At 60.8% G+C, this 17734-nt stretch carries 14 protein-coding genes; 3 read left to right on the forward strand and 11 right to left on the reverse strand.

Translation table 11 applies throughout. The annotated features are described in order from the left end of the window. Window position 1: 1 nt before the first annotated feature. The 8 genes from mshE to G5171_RS10400 form a co-directional block, all read right to left on the reverse strand. Complete coding sequence (mshE, locus tag G5171_RS10365) at window positions 2-1711, reverse strand: MSHA fimbrial ATPase MshE (protein ID WP_236346262.1); 1710 nt, start codon at window positions 1709-1711, stop codon at window positions 2-4. 74 nt (window positions 1712-1785) lie between these two features. Beyond that, window positions 1786-2868 (reverse strand): tetratricopeptide repeat protein, encoded by a 1083-nt coding sequence (locus G5171_RS10370; RefSeq protein ID WP_421260145.1) that lies wholly within the window; start codon window positions 2866-2868, stop codon window positions 1786-1788. Beyond that, a complete protein-coding gene (locus G5171_RS10375) occupies window positions 2865-3755 on the reverse strand; it encodes an ExeA family protein (RefSeq protein WP_005342891.1) in 891 nt (296 codons plus the stop codon). The genes G5171_RS10370 and G5171_RS10375 overlap by 4 nt, the downstream gene beginning before the upstream one ends. 92 nt (window positions 3756-3847) lie before the next feature. Continuing rightward, window positions 3848-5521: a pilus (MSHA type) biogenesis protein MshL gene (gene mshL, locus G5171_RS10380; protein WP_421260146.1), complete on the reverse strand. Its 1674-nt coding sequence runs from the start codon at window positions 5519-5521 to the stop codon at window positions 3848-3850. A 70-nt stretch (window positions 5522-5591) separates the two neighbouring features. After that, window positions 5592-5921 (reverse strand): SctD/MshK family protein, encoded by a 330-nt coding sequence (locus G5171_RS10385; RefSeq protein ID WP_265061714.1) that lies wholly within the window; start codon window positions 5919-5921, stop codon window positions 5592-5594. After that, window positions 5914-6561: an MSHA biogenesis protein MshJ gene (locus tag G5171_RS10390; RefSeq protein WP_139412193.1), complete on the reverse strand. Its 648-nt coding sequence runs from the start codon at window positions 6559-6561 to the stop codon at window positions 5914-5916. The genes G5171_RS10385 and G5171_RS10390 overlap by 8 nt, the downstream gene beginning before the upstream one ends. Next, complete coding sequence (locus G5171_RS10395; protein WP_421260147.1) at window positions 6561-7154, reverse strand: PilN domain-containing protein; 594 nt, start codon at window positions 7152-7154, stop codon at window positions 6561-6563. The genes G5171_RS10390 and G5171_RS10395 overlap by 1 nt, the downstream gene beginning before the upstream one ends. Further along, window positions 7154-8017, reverse strand: a complete 864-nt coding sequence (locus G5171_RS10400) for an MSHA biogenesis protein MshI (RefSeq protein WP_139740303.1) — start codon at window positions 8015-8017, stop codon at window positions 7154-7156. The genes G5171_RS10395 and G5171_RS10400 overlap by 1 nt, the downstream gene beginning before the upstream one ends. A gap of 87 nt (window positions 8018-8104) precedes the next feature. Here G5171_RS10400 and G5171_RS10405 point away from each other — a divergent pair, with 87 nt between their 5' ends. Continuing rightward, window positions 8105-9028 carry a 1-aminocyclopropane-1-carboxylate deaminase/D-cysteine desulfhydrase gene (locus G5171_RS10405; protein ID WP_201947771.1) on the forward strand — a complete coding sequence of 308 codons (924 nt, stop codon included), beginning with the start codon at window positions 8105-8107 and terminating at the stop codon, window positions 9026-9028. A 64-nt stretch (window positions 9029-9092) separates the two neighbouring features. On the opposite strand, the gene G5171_RS10410 is transcribed toward G5171_RS10405, so the two are convergent. After that, window positions 9093-11021, reverse strand: a complete 1929-nt coding sequence (locus G5171_RS10410; RefSeq protein WP_005342880.1) for an EAL domain-containing protein — start codon at window positions 11019-11021, stop codon at window positions 9093-9095. Between the two features lie 496 nt (window positions 11022-11517). Between G5171_RS10410 and G5171_RS10415 the strand changes: the two genes are divergently transcribed. Next, window positions 11518-13047 (forward strand): EAL domain-containing protein, encoded by a 1530-nt coding sequence (locus G5171_RS10415; protein ID WP_421260148.1) that lies wholly within the window; start codon window positions 11518-11520, stop codon window positions 13045-13047. Between the two features lie 269 nt (window positions 13048-13316). Beyond that, window positions 13317-14414: a calcium:proton antiporter gene (locus G5171_RS10420; protein ID WP_216979631.1), complete on the forward strand. Its 1098-nt coding sequence runs from the start codon at window positions 13317-13319 to the stop codon at window positions 14412-14414. Between the two features lie 73 nt (window positions 14415-14487). Here G5171_RS10420 and hutH read toward each other — a convergent pair whose 3' ends face one another. Together hutH and hutU are read right to left on the reverse strand one after the other, a co-directional pair. Beyond that, window positions 14488-16020: a histidine ammonia-lyase gene (hutH, locus tag G5171_RS10425; RefSeq protein ID WP_421260149.1), complete on the reverse strand. Its 1533-nt coding sequence runs from the start codon at window positions 16018-16020 to the stop codon at window positions 14488-14490. Window positions 16021-16024: 4 nt separating this feature from the next. Next, window positions 16025-17734: a urocanate hydratase gene (gene hutU / locus G5171_RS10430; protein ID WP_421212221.1), complete on the reverse strand. Its 1710-nt coding sequence runs from the start codon at window positions 17732-17734 to the stop codon at window positions 16025-16027.

The raw sequence follows: 17734 nt of genomic DNA on the forward strand, positions 1-17734 counted from the left end.
CTTACCCCAAATCCTCGGCCAGTCGCAGCACCTCGTCCACCGAGGTGATCCCCTGACGGGCATAGTCGAGTGCGGTGAGGGCCAGCGGCCGGTAGTGTTCGTGTTGACGGGCCGCCTTGGCGAACCCTTCCGCATCGTTGCGGCGCAGGGCATCCATCATCGGCTGATCCAGCTCCAGCAGCTCGTAGACCCCAATCCGTCCGGAGTAACCGGTAAAGTTGCAACTCTGGCAACCCCGGCCCTTGTGATAGGTATGCTGGCCAGGCGCCTCGCCGGAGAGCACGGTAAGCCAGGTGGCCTGCCCTTCGTCCGGCGCCTTCTCCTCAACGCAGTGCTCACACACTCGCCGCACCAGCCGCTGGGCGACCACCGCTCGCAGGGCGCTCGCCACCAGATAGCCGGGCGCCCCCATGTCGATCAGACGCAGGGCACTGGTCACCGCATCGTTGGTGTGCAGGGTGGTCAGCACCAGGTGACCGGTGATGGCGCCACGCAGACCGATCTCCACCGTCTCGTTGTCCCGCATCTCACCCACCAGCAGGATGTCCGGGTCCTGGCGCAGGGTGGAACGCAGCACATGGGAAAAGGTGAGACCGATCTTGGGATTGACCTGCACCTGGCTGATACGGGGCAGACGATACTCCACCGGATCTTCGACCGTGATGATCTTGTTGCTGGACTGATTGAGCTCGGAGAGGGCGCCATAGAGGGTGGTAGTCTTGCCGCTCCCGGTCGGGCCGGTCACCAGGATCATGCCGTGCGGGCGTTTGAGCTGACGGCGGAAACGGGTCAGGATCTCCGGCGGCATGCCGGTCTCGGTCAGTGACAGAATGCCGGAGGATTGATCCAGCAGACGCATCACCACCGACTCGCCATATTGCACCGGCATGGTGGACATCCGCACATCGACATCGCGGCCGCGCACCTTCATGTTGAAACGGCCATCCTGCGGCAGCCGCTTCTCGGAGATATCGAGCCCGGCCACCAGCTTGAGGCGCAGCACCAGCGCCTGGGCGATGCGTACCTCATTGAGGATGTTTTCGTGGAGAATGCCGTCGATCCGCTGGCGAATGCGCAGCACCTTCTCGTCCGGCTCGATGTGGATATCCGACGCCCCCACCTGTACCGCATCCTCGAACAGGGAGCGCAGCAACTTGGCTACCGTCGCCTCCCCCTCGTCACTGGCCCCCAGATTGCCGGAACCCAACTCGAAGCCGGAGTCCTGATACTCCTCCTGCAGCTGTTCGGCGAAGCTCTCAATCTCGCGGGTACGGCGATAGAGGCGGTCAAAATAGTCCAGCAACTGCCCTTCCCGCGCGACCGCCAGCACCATCTCCCGCGGGCTCAGCAGGGCGGCGATGGCATCCAGCGCACTCAAATCCGCCGGATCCGACATGGCCACCGTCACCTTGTTGTCGGTGAGGTTGACTGCCAGCGCCCGATAACGGCGTGCCTGCACTTCGGGCAGCAACGGCACAGCAGCGGCGTCGATGGTGAGGTTATTGAGATCGAAGAAGGGCACATCCAGCTGGCGAGCGAGGAACTGCAGTAGCTGCACCTCACTGATAAAACCGAGGTCAATCAGAGTGGTACCCAGTTTGCGGCCGGTCTGACGCTGCTGCTGCAAGGCAAGCTGCAACTGATCATCAGAGATGATCTGCTCTTGAACCAGCAGGTCGCCGAGGCGCATTTTCAGTCTGGGTTGTGCCATGTTTGCTCCGATATCTGTTACTTCACACCCGTTGCCACATCCGATGATCTCTTCGCTCATCGAACCTGCGTTTATCAAGGGGTTAGTTGGCCAATTCGTTGTTCCAGCCAGTTGGTCGACGCCTCGCCGAGGTTGCCGTGCAGCAGGGCGTTGCGATAGGCATCGAGCGCCCGCTGGCTGTGCCCCTGACCATCCTCGGCCACGCCGAGACCAAGCCACCAGCGGCCCTGATCCGGCTGCTGGCGCAGCAGCTTCACATAGAAATTGGCCGCCTCGACATTCTGTCCCAGCTCCTGAGCCAGTCCGGCCCAGGTGGCGTAATAGTCCAGGTTGCTGGCAAGATCAGGTTGATAACCGGACAACCAGCCAAGTGCCTGCTGCTGCTGTCCCTCGCTGATGGCAAGACGGGCCAGCAGCAGACGAAAATCGGCCTGCAGGGGATCGAGTCGGATCCCCTCCTCCAGCAGCTGACGCGCCTCGGTCAGACGCCCCTCGCCGTAGAGCAGCCCCGCCAGTTGCTCCCGCGCCCCCTGGTTGTAGGGATCGTGGGCCAGCACCTGATAGTAATTGTCCTGCGCATCCCGCAGACTCCCCTTGGCCATGGCGGTCGTCGCCTTGCGCTCCGCCAGTGCCGCCAGCTCCTTGGCCGACAGTTCAACCGTCTCGATCTTCAATACGCCAGGTTTGCGTGGCGCACTCGCGACAGCCTGCTGTTCTGCCGCCAGTTCAGCGTAAAGCTCGGGCTGCAGCTCTTCATCGGTCGGCTCCGACTCGTCGATATCGCTGGAGGCATCAAAGGGGGCACCATCGGCCATCTCTCCATCTACCTGCCCGCCAGCGGTATCAGCCACTCTCTCATCCCCACCCGGCAACGGCAGCGCAGCGGCCACCTCGACCGGCTCGGGCGGGTTGACTGGCGCGGCGGCTCGTGTCACCACATCGGGGGCCACCACTTCACTGGCGGCGACGACAGGGTGAGCTTGCTGCCAGTAGATCCAGGTGCGCCAACCGAGGATCCCCAATGCCAGACCACAGATCAGGGTCAACAGCAACATCCACCAACCCTGCTGACGTACTGGCGGGATATAGACGGCAGTTCCCTCGGCGCCTTGCTGGCGCCGATCCAGATCTTTCAGCATCTGGTTGATAACGCTCATGGCCAGACTCCATAAGCCAGGGCGCACCCCAGCAACAGTAACAGGGGCCACCAGCGCAAGGGCGCAAAGCGGCTGGCATCGTCGGTATCGCGAATGGCGAGCCTCACCAGACGGCTATCGATCCGGCGCCCCCCCTGACCGTAGGCCAACATCAGGCATTTGTGCGCCAGGATGTTGATCAGTCTCGGGATCCCTCGCGAGGCCCGCCACAGCATCCGCATGGCGCGGCCAACAAACAGTGGTGCCCCGCGGTAGCCGGAGACCTGCAATCTGTGCTCCAGATAGGCGCGGGTCTCGTCAAAGCGCAGCGGGCGCAGGCAGTATGAAAAGCCGATCCGCTGGCGCAGTTGGCGCAGGTGAGGCCTGGCCAGTCTGACATCCAGCTCTGGCTGGCCAAACAGCACGATCTGCAGCAACTTGCTCGATTCTGTCTCGAGATTGCCAAACAGGCGGATCGCCTCCAGGGTCTCGTCAGGCAGTGCCTGGGCCTCATCGATCAGTACCACCACCCGACTGCCCTGCTGGTGCAGGCTGATCAGGTGACGATGGATGCGATCGGTGAGATCCAGCTCACTCTGCTCCCGCACCGACAGCCCCAGCTCCAGCGCCAGCGCTGTGCGCAGCTCGGCTGGGCTGAGGTGGGGATTGGGCAACCAGGCGAGCCGCACCGGGCACTCTTCCGAGCCCAGCTCGCTCAGCAGTTTGCGGCAGAGCAGGGTCTTGCCGGTACCTACCTCGCCGGTCACCTTGATAAATCCCTCCCCTTGCGCCAGCGCCCAATTGAGCACCTGTAGCGCCTCCTCGTGAGGGGGAAGGCCGTAGTAGAAGCCGGTATTGGGGGTAAGGCCGAACGGCGCCTCCTGCAGACCGAAGTGGCTCAGGTACATGCGACATCACCTGCCAATTCGAACAAGCAGCCTGTGCAGGCAAAGCAGCACAGGCCGTTCGGGATAAGAGTGACCGTCTCTGGTGTCATGGTTCAGCCCTTGGCCGGATACCACTTGTCGAGCAGCTCGGAGGAACGTTGTAGCTCGTTTTGCCAGGTGTCTTTCTCTACCACGGTCGGTTTGAGCATGATCACCAGCTCCACCTTCTTGGTGCTCTCGCGGCGGTTGGTAAAGGCTTCACCCACCCAGGGAATGTCGCCCAGCAATGGTACCTTGCTGACGATCTCCTGTTTATCGGTCTTCATCAGACCCCCGATAACGATGATGTCGCCATTATTGGCCTGCACCACGGTATCTGACTCTCGAATGGAGCTTTTCGCCAACGGCAGCACCAGCGTATCGCTGTTTGTAACCTTGATGGTCTTGGTTTGCTCTTCAGTATCGATAACGGAGGGGTGGATATGCAGCAACACCTTACCCTCTTCATCTATCTGTGGTGTCACATCCAGAGAGATACCCGAGAAGAAAGGGGTCAGCTCTACATTGGGAGTGGTTCGGTCACCACTCGTCGTGCTCACGGTTGTCGTCGATGCATTGGTGACAAAATATTCGTCCGTCCCGACCTTGATCACCGCCTTCTGGTTGTTGGTCGCGGTGACGCGGGGGCTGGAGAGGGTATTCACATCGCCTTGGGTCTTGAGCAAGTTGACCGCCACGTTGAAGTTACCGTCGGAAATGGTAAAGCCAGCCCCACCTCCCAGCGCCGTAAATATCTGGTTAGGGGTAGTGGGCAATTGGGAATTAGCCGCCGAACCACCGCCTGTGATCCCCTTGCCGCCATCCCAACTGGCGGAGAGACCGCTCCAGTCCACCCCCTGCTCGTACCCTTCGTTGAGGGCGACTTCGATAATCCGCGCCTCCAGCACCACCTGACGCTTGAGGTGACTCTCGGACTGATTGAGGAATTCACGCACCGCCTTGAGCTCTTTCGGATAGGCGCGGATGGTGACCAGACCCGCCTGCGGGCTGGTGATCACGGCGCGACCGTCACCCGTGCCAATCAGGGTCTGCAGGGAGTCACGCAGATCGGTCCAGTAGTCGCTGTTGGTGTCAGTCTCGATACGGGTGCCATTGCCGCTGTCGCCGCTCGAGTTGTTGCCGGAGGAGTTGTTGGTGCTGCTGTTGTTGTTCGACGCACTGTCAAAACTACTGTCGCTGTTGCCGTTATTGCTGTCATTGGCTGTCACCCCGCCGGTGCTGACCGAGGTGCGGGAGAGGCCACGACGGGACATCATCAGATAGTTGACCGGGATGGTTTCGGTGCGCAAACCCGCCGGATAGATATGGAAGACGTTGCCCTTGCGCTGTACGTCAAAACCGTACATGTCGCCCACCACCGCCAGCACTTCCGGCAGGGTCACATCCTTGAGCTCGACCGAGATCTGACCAGCCACCCCGGGGTGCACCGCCACGCTGTAACGGGAGCCCTTGAACAGGGAACCGAAAAACTCCACCGCCTCCACGTCGTGAGCCGCGATACGCAGCCGTTTCTCCGGCATGCCGACCGGCATCTGCGGCCGGTTCAGCTGCAGCAATTCACTCTGCACCGACTTGGGCAAGGTGGTCAGCGGGGCAGCCTGCTTCTGCTGTTCGTTCATGGCCTGCTTGAGGGCATCCTTCGCCTGGGTCGGCTCGGGGTGCTGATACGTGGTACAGCCTGCAGCCATCATGGCCACGGTGATCAGACAGAGACGGTGTTTTTTCATGTAATTAGGGCACCCTGACTTGCAATTAAACTCGATAAAGCCACTCCACCTCTCGAGAGGCAAGCACGACTCAAACCCGGATCTTGCTGGCAAACAGTGTTACCGCATGGCGTTTTCCCGCCTTTTCCAGCACCACGGCATCGGCATTGATGGCCACCAGCGTATAGCCGTCCACCTGTTGTCCGACCCGATAACTCTTGCCATTGAGTACCGCCAGTGCAGGGCCATTGCCCAGCACCACACTCTGCAGCTTCGGCAAACCGGCGCTGCTCTCGCCGGTCGCACGGGCGCCAACCGCCACATCCGCCAGCGGCGCAGTGGGATCCTGCAATACCTCGACCTGCCCCGCCTGAACCAGCAAGCTGAACAGGCAACAGCACAACGCAAACACTCTAGCCACGGATAAACTCCTTGCTGGTACTCAGGGTGTAGATCTCCATCTCCACCACCGCGCCGGGATAGGCTTTGACCTGATAGTCGAACTGCTTCCAGTAGAAGTGGCGCGGCAAGGCTTCCAGCGCTTTAAGATATTGATACACATCGAAATAGCCGCCTTCAAGCTGAAGCCGGATACCATGCTTGTAGAGATTGACCTTCTGCTCTCCCGCCATCAGCGGGGTCGGCTCCAGCGAACTGAGCGCCAGCATGTGAAGGTTGGCGGAGCGGGAGAGCAGCGCCTCCAGCACCAGCGGCATCTCGTGCGCCGGGATCAGATCGACGGTCTGTGCCTTCAGCTCATCGTCGATACGGGCCAGATCCGTTTCGACCTGCGCCAGCTGGTCGCGAACGCCCTGATTGGGATCCCGCTTGAGCCGGGCCTGTTTGCCGAGGTTTTCCAGCTCCATGATCTCGAGGTCGCGCTCGGCGGCGCTCAGGGCCATGCGATCCTGCTGCAGGCGGGTATCGGCGCCATCGAGCCAGCCGTAGAGTCCGGCCGCGCCCAGCAGCACCAGACCAGTCAGCAGGATCAACACCCGCTCCCGCTGGCTCAACACGGCGATACGCTGGCCCCATGCCTGCCATTGTGCTTTCAGGTTCATCAGGGTTTCTCCCGCGCGATGCCGCTCAACTGGAAGGTCAAACGACCCTCCTTGTCACGGCTGAGGGTCAGTTCACCAAACTCCTTGCCCACCAGACTCGGGGTCTGCTTGAAGCGGTTGACCCAGGCCGGTACATCCTGACTGCGTCCGGCAAAGCCGGAGAGGTTGATCCGCCCTTCGTTGATCTCGATGCGCTGCAACGAGAGGTTGTTGTTGCGAATGCGGGAGAGATCCGCCATCACGCTGGCATAGCCCTGGGATTTTTGCAGGGTCAGGCTGCCCAGCTGGCGCATCAGCCCCTGCTTGGCCGTCAGCTCATCCTGCTTGTTGACCAGTTGCTGTTGCAGCCGGGGATCTGCCTGATGGCGCGCCAGCTCGGCATCGAGCCGCTGCGCCTCGCTGCGCTTGAGTTCCAGCTCGGCAGAGCGCTGCGCCAGCGCCCGGCTGACCTGCTGCTGCTGCCAGCTGTAACCCCCCCCCGTCAACAGGATCAGCAGCAGTGCAAAGCCCCATACCAGCGCCATTTGATTGAGGCTGGCCCACTGCCGCTTGGGGCGAAACTCGGCGCCATAGAGGTTTATCTGACGTTTCATCACGCATCCTCCCCGATGGCGGCGGCATAGGCCGACAGGTACTCAACGCCAGCCAGCACCGCCTTGTTGGCCATGGCGGAGACGGCAAAGCCGAAGGTCTGCTCCATGTGACGCACCAGGGTACCGATAAAGGGCGAGGCGACGGCAAACTGCATCTGCCCCAGCTCGGGCAATTTCAGCTGGCCCGCCAGATAGTCGAGGGAGCGCTGGATCTCCAGCGCCAGTGAATCGAGCAGCATGCTGTCCGGCTCATGTTCGCCAGTCAGGCTGATGAAACCGCGCAGCTGGCGGGAGAAGCAGAGCCCGCCCTGATGGAAGACCAGCAGTTGCAGATCCTGCCCCTTGGGCTGCCACAGCAGCATGCGCACCGTCTCGTCAGCGTCATAGAGAGAGGTGAGCGCCAATTCGTCGCTGATGATGGATTGCAGGGTGGCGATGCCGTTGATGGCATCGGCCAGCTGTTGCACCCGGCTCTTGGGCAGGCAAATCACATTGATGCGAGGACGACCGGCCGGCGGGGTGGGCAAGTCCACATAATCCATCGCCAGTTGCAGCACGGGTTCGCTGACATAATCCTTGATGGCCCAAGGGAGCGCCCCCGCCATCTCGGCGTCAGGCACGGCAGGCTTGTCGATCTGGATCTGTTGATAAAGGCTGGCGGCGAGGGCCACCCGCACTTTAGACTTGGCCAGTCCATGACGGCTGAACAGCTCGTTCATGGCCACTGCCCACTCCTGTGGGCCGTTGATGGTGCGCGTCGCGAAGATGGGGGGATTGCCCACCGCAGCCAGCATGATCCTGTCATTGGCCAGCAAGAGCCCGACCTGGCGGCTTGGCGTCGACCGTCTGAACAGTTGTTTCATGTAAGCCCGCCCATCAATAGTGATTAAATGTATGAAATATTAACATAAACAGCAGATTAGCCTCCATATTAAAAGACGGACTCACCATTGCAAGCCAGCCTTTCCGCCGAGTCAGAGGGTCAAGCCATCCTCCCTTCCCCCCTGCAACGCCTCCACCATCCGTTGCTGACCCGCTATGGTGTGGAGCTGTGGTGCAAGCGGGATGATCTGATCCATCCGGCCATCTCCGGCAACAAGTGGCGCAAGCTCAAGTACCACCTGCTGCATGCCAAAGAGCACGGCAAACAGCATCTGCTCTCGTTTGGCGGCGCCTACTCCAACCATATCCACGCGCTGGCGGCAGCGGGGTGCCAATCTGGTCTTCGTACTACCGGTATCATACGGGGCGAATATGACGCCGTCAGTAACTCTACCCTGAGGGATGCCCGGCGCTGGGGCATGGATCTCGTTTTTGTCGACCGCCAGAGTTACCGGCGACGGCAGGATCCCGACTGGCTGGCCCAATTCGATGCACCCGATACCCTGATCGTGCCGGAAGGGGGTAGCAGCCCGCTGGCCATCCCCGGGGTGGCGGAACTGGTCGGCGAAGTGCCCTTCTCGCCGGATCTCTGGGTACTGCCCTGCGCCAGCGGCGGCACTCTGGCGGGCCTGATCGCCGGCAAACGGGATCGGGAGCAGATCCTCGCCATTGCGGTACTGAAGGGGGGCGGCTTTATCGCTGACGAGGTGTGTCGCCTCCATCCTGCGGCAGCCAGCATTCCCGGTTGGCGGATCGCTCTCGATCACCACGATGGTGGCTACGCCAAATTCAGCCCGGCCCTCTGGCAGTGGGTTCAAGATTTCAGCGCCGAAACAGGTCTGCCTCTGGAGCCGATATACAGCGGCAAGGCGATGTGGGGACTGTTTCGCGAGCTTGCTGCGGGCCGCATCGCTCCTGGCAGCAAAATCGTCTTTATCCATACCGGCGGCATGCAGGGATTGGCCGGACTGCGGGAACAAGGGCGACTGTGAGCCCCGCCTGACGGCAACCGCAAACGAGAGAGGGTCGCCCCACGACGACCCTCTCTCATTTATCTCAATCACCAGCCGGCTCCAGCACCAACCGGCGTGGCTCGGCAAACCAGGGCCCCTGCCCGGCATGCACCCCGAGGTGGCGCAGCATCTTCCACTCATCGCCACTCTCTACCCCCACCGCCAGCACCCGGGTACGGGTATTGGCGCAGCCTCCTACCAGACTGCGGACCGCCATCTGGTTGACCTGTCGGGCGTGTATCTCCCGCACCAGGCTGGGGTGCAACTTGAGGAAGTTGATCTCGAACTCCTTGATGTACTGGGTGCTCACCACATCCTGGCCAGCATGATCAATGGCCAGCTGGCAGCCCAGCATGCGCAGGGAGCGCAGCGGCCGCTTGAGTGCTTCGAAGTGGCGGGTCACCTGGGATTCGGAGAGTTGCAGGATCAACCGCTCGTTGGTGCTGCGCGGCAACTGGAACAAGGCGAAGAAGAGCCAGCGCTGGAACTCGCGGTTGAGCAGGCTCTGGGCGCTCAGGGTCAGACTGATGGGACAGCTCTGCTCGGAACGCTGGCGCAGCAACACCAACGTTTGCTCCGCCACCAGCCGATCCAGTTGCAGCAATAGCCCCACCTTCTCCGCCATTGGCATGAAGATCCCAGCTTGCAGTTCCCGCCCCTGCTCATCGTGGATATAGGTAAGCAGATCCTGTTGCAGCACCACCTGATCCCGATCCTGCTGGACCGGTTGGGTATAAAAATCGATGCCCTGTTCTTCAAGACGGCGACTGATGAGGGTACGCCAGCGCACCGTCCCCTTGCTGCTCTGCTCCTCGTCCAGCTGCTTCTCATAGAGAAACCAGCCATTGTGCCCCTGTAGACGGGCACTCTTGAGGGCCAGCTCTGCCTCCTCCTGCACCTTGAGCAGGGTGTCTTGCGCCTGGTAGCAAACAGCACCGATGTAGATGGCCGTCTCCGGATTGACCTGCTGCGGCCAGTGCAGCCGTTGCAGGCTCTTGAGCAACTGGCTGGCACTGTCCACCATCTCGCTCTCCGACATATTGGGCAACAACACCGCAAAGACATGCCCAGCATAACGAGCCTGCAAGGCGCCATTATGCTTGCGCACAAAAGCACTGATCACGGCACTCGCCTCCAGCAGCAGATCGTGTCCCTGCAGCTCGAACTGGTCAGCTTCCAGCTCTTCCAGGCAGGCGAGTTCAATCAGCAAGACACCGCCACTCATGACGCTCGCCTCCATGATGGCGCTCTCGAGCCGGTTATCGAAGAAGAGGCGGTTGCCAATACCAGTCATCTTGTCGACGAAGGCGTTGCTGCGAATGAAGTTATCGAAGCGGCTGCGCTCCTTGCGAGCATCCGCCAGCTCAGCCAGCAGATGGTCAAGTGCCTGGCTGGCGGCAACCGGCCACTCTTCGGCGGGGTCATGGCTCAGTTTGACCAGTTTGTCATCGAGGATCAGCTGGGCGCGTATGCCCAGCAGCTCGGCCCCGCGCAACTGCTGGCGCAACCAGCGGATGGAGTACCAGAGACCGAACACCACGATAAAGATACCGAACGAGATGCCCGACATCGCCTTGATGGAGTACTCTGCCTCCTTGAAAGGACGCTCCAGCTTGAAGTTGGCCTGCATGCCCGCCTGATGGGGCAGTAGATGGCTGTATGGCACCAGCAGCGGTTCATTAACCGGACGTTGTACATCACGGAACCAGTAGACCCGCTGGTCGTTCTGGCGCACCTCCAGCTCCACCACATGAGCCGCCCGCAGCAAGGTGGGCAGCCAGCGGCTCATATCCTCCATGCCGTGAGCAACATCGAGCTGCTTGTCGATCACTTCGACCAGCGCATCAACCTTCTTTTGCTGCAACTCCATGCCCAGCTCACGAAAGCTGAACACCCCGCCAATCAGCACGGTCGCCATGGCAGCGATCACGCACAAGGTAATAAACGAGACAAGATGTGTTGTAAGTTTCATGTGCCTTTCCGTATGCCCGGCATCATCCATTGGAGTTCATGGTAGCAGTGGCACTGTAGCCATCACTATGGACGGGGATCCCGCTTCTGTAATTTAAGCGAGGCAGCATACCCAAAGCAGAGAGGGAATACCAAGGAAGGTACACAGGTGGAGCAGGGGAAGATAGCAGACAGAAAAATGGTCCCTCAAAAGGGACCAAAAGGAACACTCATATCAAAACTAACACTCTGTGCTACTGACAAAAAACAGATACAGGAGTATTGAACACACGGTGAGTCAAACCGCAGGGGTACTCTAAAGCAGTTCGGATAAGTTGGGCAATTGTCATTTATGACAGGTCAACGATTGCCTCTTTTAAAAAGAAATTAAAAAATCGATTAAAACCAATTAGTTAAAAAATCAATCAATAAGTGTGACATATCGGACTCAAATTGATTGTGCTAATGCACTATGATGGCGTGACCCATCTGTGTCTCGTGAAACAGGCAGGACTACCTTGTTACGCATCTCCCCCCTCTGGATCACTGTTCTTCTATGTGTCTTGCCCATTCTGGCAAGCCAGTCCGTCGGCATCTGGCTTACCAGATCAATGGCCAACCACCTCATGGAGCAGAAGGTGGCCGAGATAAAGCGTGCCATGGCGATACGCCATCACACCCTGGACAAGGCCATGAACGAGCAATTGGCACAGTTTGATTTCGATTGTGGTGCCAACGACATGGCGTTGCTGCGGGATCCCCGTTTTTACAGCACCCATATTCGTCTGCAGGGGTTGGAACTGGCATCAGGGAAAAGCTGCTCAAGCCTGGGTATAGGCATTTCGCTCATCAAAAATGTCAACCAGGAGGGAAAGCTTCCCGATAAACTGGGACTGACCGCCACAACAGCCAGCTTCAATACTGAGCAGGAGATGGTTGCCTACTACCAAAGCGGCGGCAACATTGCCTACTGGGTGCTCGATAACAGCTGGAGCCACGATCTGCTGCAACTCCCCTGCAGTGGCTGTTTCTATCTGGAGTTCAGTCAGCGGGATCCCGTGGCAATGACCCCCCGCTTCCCGCGCGGTAACCAGGCAATCAAGCTCGAAGAAGGCAGCCGCAGTCTGAGCTTCTTCGATCAGGACAAACTCACCCGACAAACCATCTGGGCAGGTTCCGCACTCGATCAATTTGCTCGCGAGCAAGTCAGACGCATCGCACTCTGGTGCGGTGCTATCCTGAGCGGACTGCTGGTGACCGCCTACTGGTCGCTGCGAAACTATCGCCGCTCGCTCAAGGGGCTATTGCAGGCCGGAGTGGTGCGCCAGGAGTTCATTCCCTTCTATCAGCCCATCGTGGATATTCGTACCTGGCAGGTGGCCGGTTTTGAGGCTCTGTTGCGCTGGCAACGGGGACACGAGCTGATCCCCCCGAGCGCCTTTATCGAATATGCGGAAGATCAGGGACTGATCCTGCCGATTACCAGACAGTTGTTGGAACAAGTGATCACGGATCTGCCGCAGCTGGCGCCAGAGCAGTGGATCAGCGTCAACCTGGTCGCCGCACATATCGAACAACCCTTGCTGCGCAACATGTTGAGCGAACACCACAATCCGTCGCCCGAGCGCCTTACCTTCGAGCTGACTGAACGCAAGCCGATCATCGATATTCAGAGTGCCACCGACGAGATCACCCTGCTGCAACAAATGGGATATCACTTCAAACTGGACGACTTTGGCACCGGTTACGGGGGGTTTGCCTATTTGCAACGGCTGGGCATTCGCCAAATCAAGATTGACAAGATGTTTGTCGACACCATAGGCACCAACGACCTCAAACGCAGTGTGCTGGATGCCATCATCACATTTGGTCTGGAATCAGGCATGGAGATGATTGCAGAAGGGGTTGATACGCGAGAACAGGTTGAGTATTTACGACAACGCGGCGTCTGTCTGATCCAGGGTTACGTCTTTGGCAGACCAATGGCGCTGGCAGATCTTGCCATCTGGCAACAAACGTGGCCCCCACAATATTCGCAGGAGAGCTGACACTGATATTACACAAGACAGGTCCGGCAGAGCTCGTCCCAACTGACCCGCTTGCTCCCTTTTCCACAGAGGCAGGCTGGCACTGACGCAGCCTCTGGAGCCACTAGGCTGATCGCCTTCAACCACCTGTTTACATTCAGAAACAAAATGATCTGCCCCTGGCCGGATGGAGCGCTTATCATAAGCATTCGGCTACCGTGAGCACCTTTACGCGTGCCTCCCATCAATCCCCGTCGGCCAGTGCCGCCCCGAGATGAGAACCATTGCCTATGAAGACATTTATCCGGCAAGAGATTGCCCTGCCCGTTGGCCTGCTCACCCTGCTCTTTTTCAAGACGCTCGGCAGCGACCTGCTGACAGAGACCACTCCGCTCGGGATTTATCTTCCTGTCTCGGCGATGCTGCTTGCTATCGTCACCTGGGCCATCTTTTCGGTGGTGCGCCACTCGGATGCCCTCGCCATCAAGCTTGGCGAGCCCTTCGGCACCCTGATCCTGACCCTGTCGGTCATCTCGCTGGAAGTGGTGATGATCTCCTCGGTGATGCTGACCGGCGAGCCCAACCCCACCATGGCCCGTGACACCATGTTTGCGGTGGTGATGCTGGTAAGTACCGGCCTGGTGGGCTTCACCCTGCTGTTCGGCGGCTGGCGCTACCACACCCAGAGCTTCAATCTGGACGGGGTCAAATCCTATCTGGTGGCCATCATTCCGCTGGCCCTGCTCTGTCTGGTGCTGCCGAACTTCACCCGGGGCGGCACGGTCGGCAGCATGTCTAACCCGATGTCATGGATGCTGATCATCATCTCGATCTTGCTCTACGGGGTCTTTCTGCTGATCCAGACCCGCAGCCACAGCCACTTCTTCATCGACAGCGATCATGAGGATTACGAAGAGCACCACGGCCCGCTACAGAGCAACCTCTATCACACCCTGTTGCTGCTCGCCTATCTGCTGGTGGTGATCCTGCTGGCCAAGACCCTGGCCATTCCCATCAACCACGGGGTCAAGGTGCTGGCAGCTCCGCCAGCACTGGGCGGCTTTATCGTCGCCTGTATCGTGCTGGCACCCGAAGCAGTCGGCGCCATCAAGGCGGCCTTCAATAATCAGCTGCAGCGGGCCATGAACCTTTACTTCGGCTCTGTGCTGGCCACCATCGCCCTCACCGTGCCTGCCGTGCTCTTTATCGGCTCCATGCTCGGTCAGGAGGTGCGCCTCGGTCTCTCCCCCGCCGATATGGTACTGCTGGTCACGACCTTGATGGTGTGCAAGGTGACCTTCAGCAGCGGCCGCACCAATGTGCTGCACGGAGCCACTCACCTGGTGCTGTTCGTGGTCTATCTGTTCCTGATGTTCGAACACGAATAACCGCGTTCAACCAACACCAGAAACGCAAAGACCGCCCGATTGGGCGGTCTTTTGTTATGGGCTGGATGGCCACCTAGAGGCTCGGCAGCACCCCGGTCGGGAGCAGGTCGTTGTAGCTGGCACGGCCCAGCAGCGCGGCGGCCGCCTCGATGTCCGGCGCGAAGTACCTGTCCTTGTCGTAGAAGCTGACCTCTTCCCGCAGCCGGCCCTTGGCCAGCTCGATGAGCTCGGTGCTGCGCAGGGGAGCACGAAAATCCAGCCCTTGCGCTGCCGCCAGCAGTTCCACCGCCAGAATGCCACGGGTGTTCTCGGCCATGTCCGCCAGTCGACGGCCGGCGAAGGTGGCCATGGAGACGTGATCCTCCTGATTGGCGGAGGTGGGCAGGCTGTCCACCGAGGCCGGATGGGCCAGCGTCTTGTTCTCGGAGGCGAGCGCCGCCGAGGTGACCTGAGCGATCATAAAGCCGGAGTTGACGCCGCCGTTGTTGACCAGAAACGCCGGCAGACCGGACATCCGCGAGTCGATCAGCAGCGCCATGCGCCGCTCGGAGAGCGAGCCGATCTCGGCGATGGCCAGCGCCAGGTTGTCGGCGGCGAAGGCCACGGGTTCTGCGTGGAAGTTGCCGCCCGAGAGGATCTCTTCATCCTCGGCAAACACCAGCGGGTTGTCGGAGACCGCGTTGGCCTCGCACACCAGCACCTCGGCTGCCTGGCGGATCTGGGTCAGACAGGCGCCCATCACCTGTGGCTGGCAGCGCAGGGAGTAGGGATCCTGCACCTTCTCGCAGTTGTGATGAGACATGCCGATCTCGCTGCCATCCACCAGCAGGTGACGGTAGCAGGCGGCCGCGTCGATCTGGCCGCGCTGACCGCGCACCGCGTGGATACGGGCATCGAACGGCCGGCGGCTGCCAAGGGCGGCCTCCACGCTCATGGCGCCGATGGTGATGGCACCAGCAAACAGATCCTCGGCGTGGAACAGCCCTTCCAGCGCGAAGGCGGTGCTCGCCTGAGTGCCGTTGAGCAGCGCCAGCCCCTCTTTCGGTGCTAGCGCGATGGGCTCCAGCCCGGCAATCTTCAGGGCAGTGGCGGCGTCGATCAGCTCGCCCTTGTGGCGAGCCTTGCCTTCACCGATCAGCAGACAGCTCATATGAGCCAGCGGCGCCAGATCGCCGGAGGCACCGACGGAGCCCTTCTTCGGTACCACCGGATAGACTTCGGCGTTGATGAGGGTCATCAGGGCCTCAAGCACCGCCAGCCGGATGCCGGAGAAGCCGCGCGCCAGCGAGTTGAGCTTGAGCACCATCATCAGCCGCACGGTGGCGTCATCCATGTACTCGCCAATCCCTGCCGCATGGGAAAGCACGATGGAGCGCTGCAGCTCGTCCAGCTGCTCCACCGGAATGCGGGTGTTGGCCAACAGGCCAAAGCCGGTGTTGATGCCGTACACCACTCGGTTTTGCTCGATCACCTTGGTGACTACGGCGGCGGAGGCGTGGATCCCCGCCAGGGCGACGGGATCCAGTGAAATGTGTACCGGCTCGCGGCTGACGCGACGCAGGGTGGCAAGATCCAGCTCGCCCGGGGTAATAGTCAATTCAAACATGGTGTTACACCTTTCCTTTGACACCGTTGGCGCCGTCAATCATCGGCAGATCCAGTTTCGCCTCGTGGGCGCAGTTGATGGCAATCTCGTAGCCGGCATCGGCGTGACGCATCACCCCGGTGGCCGGGTCGTTGCGCAGCACCCGACCGACCCGCTTGGCGGCATCATCGGAGCCATCACAGACGATCACCACGCCGGAGTGCTGGGAGAAGCCCATGCCGACCCCGCCGCCGTGGTGCAGGGAGACCCAGGTCGCGCCGCTGGCAGTGTTGAGCAGGGCGTTGAGCAGCGGCCAGTCGGAGACGGCATCGGAGCCATCCATCATCGACTCGGTCTCGCGGTTCGGGCTCGCCACCGAGCCGGAATCCAGGTGATCGCGGCCGATGACGATGGGGGCTTTCAGCTCGCCATTCTTGACCATCTCGTTGAAGGCCAGGCCGAGGCGTACCCGATCCTTGACCCCGACCCAGCAGATCCGCGCCGGCAGGCCCTGGAAGGCGATGCGCTCGCGAGCCATGTCGAGCCAGTTGTGCAGGTGAGGATCATCGGGGATCAACTCCTTCACCTTCTGGTCGGTCTTGTAGATGTCTTCCGGATCGCCGGAGAGCGCCACCCAGCGGAACGGGCCAATGCCCTCGCAGAACAGCGGGCGAATGTAGGCCGGGACGAAGCCGGGGAAGTCGAAGGCGTTTTTCACCCCCTCCTCCAGCGCCATCTGGCGAATGTTGTTGCCATAATCCAGCGTGGCCGCACCGCGGGCTTGCAGAGTCAGCATGGCTTCGACCTGACGGGCCATGGAGTGGCGAGCGGCCTGGTTCACTTCCTGGGGCGCGGATTTTTGCAGCGCGCGCCACTGGGCCACGCTCCAGCCCTGCGGCAGGTAGCCGTGCACCGGGTCATGGGCCGAGGTCTGGTCGGTCACCACGTCCGGGGTGATGCCACGGGCCACCAGCTCGGCGAACACATCGGCGGCGTTGCCAAGCAGGCCGACGGAGACGGCGCTGCCGCTCTGCTTGGCCTCTTCGATCATGGCCAGCGCCTCATCCAAGCTGTGGGCCTTCTTGTCCACGTAGCGGGTACGCAGACGAAAATCGATGCGGGTCTCGTCGCACTCCACCGCGATCATCGAGAAGCCGGCCATGGTAGCGGCCAGCGGCTGGGCGCCACCCATGCCACCCAGACCGCCGGTCAGGATCCAACGCCCCTTGGGCTCGCCGTTGAAGTGCTGGTTGGCCACCGCGAAGAAGGTTTCGTAGGTGCCCTGCACGATCCCCTGAGTACCTATGTAGATCCAGGAGCCGGCGGTCATCTGGCCGTACATCATCAGGCCCTTTTTATCGAGCTCGTTGAAGTGCTCCCAGTTGGCCCAGTGCGGCACCAGGTTGGAGTTGGCGATCAGCACCCGCGGTGCGTCCTTGTGGGTCTGGAACACCCCGACCGGCTTGCCGGACTGCACCAGCAGAGTCTGATACTCCTCCAGCCGGGTCAGCACCTCGACGATCTTGTCGAAGCAGGCCCAGTTGCGGGCGGCGCGGCCGATGCCGCCATACACCACCAGCGACTGGGGATGCTCGGCTACCTCGGGATCCAGGTTGTTCATCAGCATCCGCAGCGGCGCTTCGGTGAGCCAGCTCTTGGCGGTCAGCGTGGTGCCGCGCGGGGCGCGGATCACGCGATTGGGATCGTGACGGGGATCCTGGTGTTGCTGGGACAT

This window comes from Aeromonas sp. 600774 (genome assembly GCF_049175075.1).
Lineage (GTDB): Bacteria > Pseudomonadota > Gammaproteobacteria > Enterobacterales > Aeromonadaceae > Aeromonas > Aeromonas veronii_A.

Coding starts and splice junctions, on each gene's coding strand:
- G5171_RS10390 (WP_139412193.1), bottom strand. CDS start 6,561: ATGAACCTGAAAGCACAATGGCAGGCATGGGGCCAGCGTATCGCCGTG.
- G5171_RS10400 (WP_139740303.1), bottom strand. CDS start 8,017: ATGAAACAACTGTTCAGACGGTCGACGCCAAGCCGCCAGGTCGGGCTC.
- G5171_RS10420 (WP_216979631.1), top strand. CDS start 13,317: ATGAAGACATTTATCCGGCAAGAGATTGCCCTGCCCGTTGGCCTGCTC.
- G5171_RS10410 (WP_005342880.1), bottom strand. CDS start 11,021: ATGAAACTTACAACACATCTTGTCTCGTTTATTACCTTGTGCGTGATC.
- hutU (WP_421212221.1), bottom strand. CDS start 17,734: ATGTCCCAGCAACACCAGGATCCCCGTCACGATCCCAATCGCGTGATC.
- hutH (WP_421260149.1), bottom strand. CDS start 16,020: ATGTTTGAATTGACTATTACCCCGGGCGAGCTGGATCTTGCCACCCTG.
- G5171_RS10370 (WP_421260145.1), bottom strand. CDS start 2,868: ATGAGCGTTATCAACCAGATGCTGAAAGATCTGGATCGGCGCCAGCAA.
- mshL (WP_421260146.1), bottom strand. CDS start 5,521: ATGAAAAAACACCGTCTCTGTCTGATCACCGTGGCCATGATGGCTGCA.
- G5171_RS10395 (WP_421260147.1), bottom strand. CDS start 7,154: ATGAAACGTCAGATAAACCTCTATGGCGCCGAGTTTCGCCCCAAGCGG.
- mshE (WP_236346262.1), bottom strand. CDS start 1,711: ATGGCACAACCCAGACTGAAAATGCGCCTCGGCGACCTGCTGGTTCAA.
- G5171_RS10375 (WP_005342891.1), bottom strand. CDS start 3,755: ATGTACCTGAGCCACTTCGGTCTGCAGGAGGCGCCGTTCGGCCTTACC.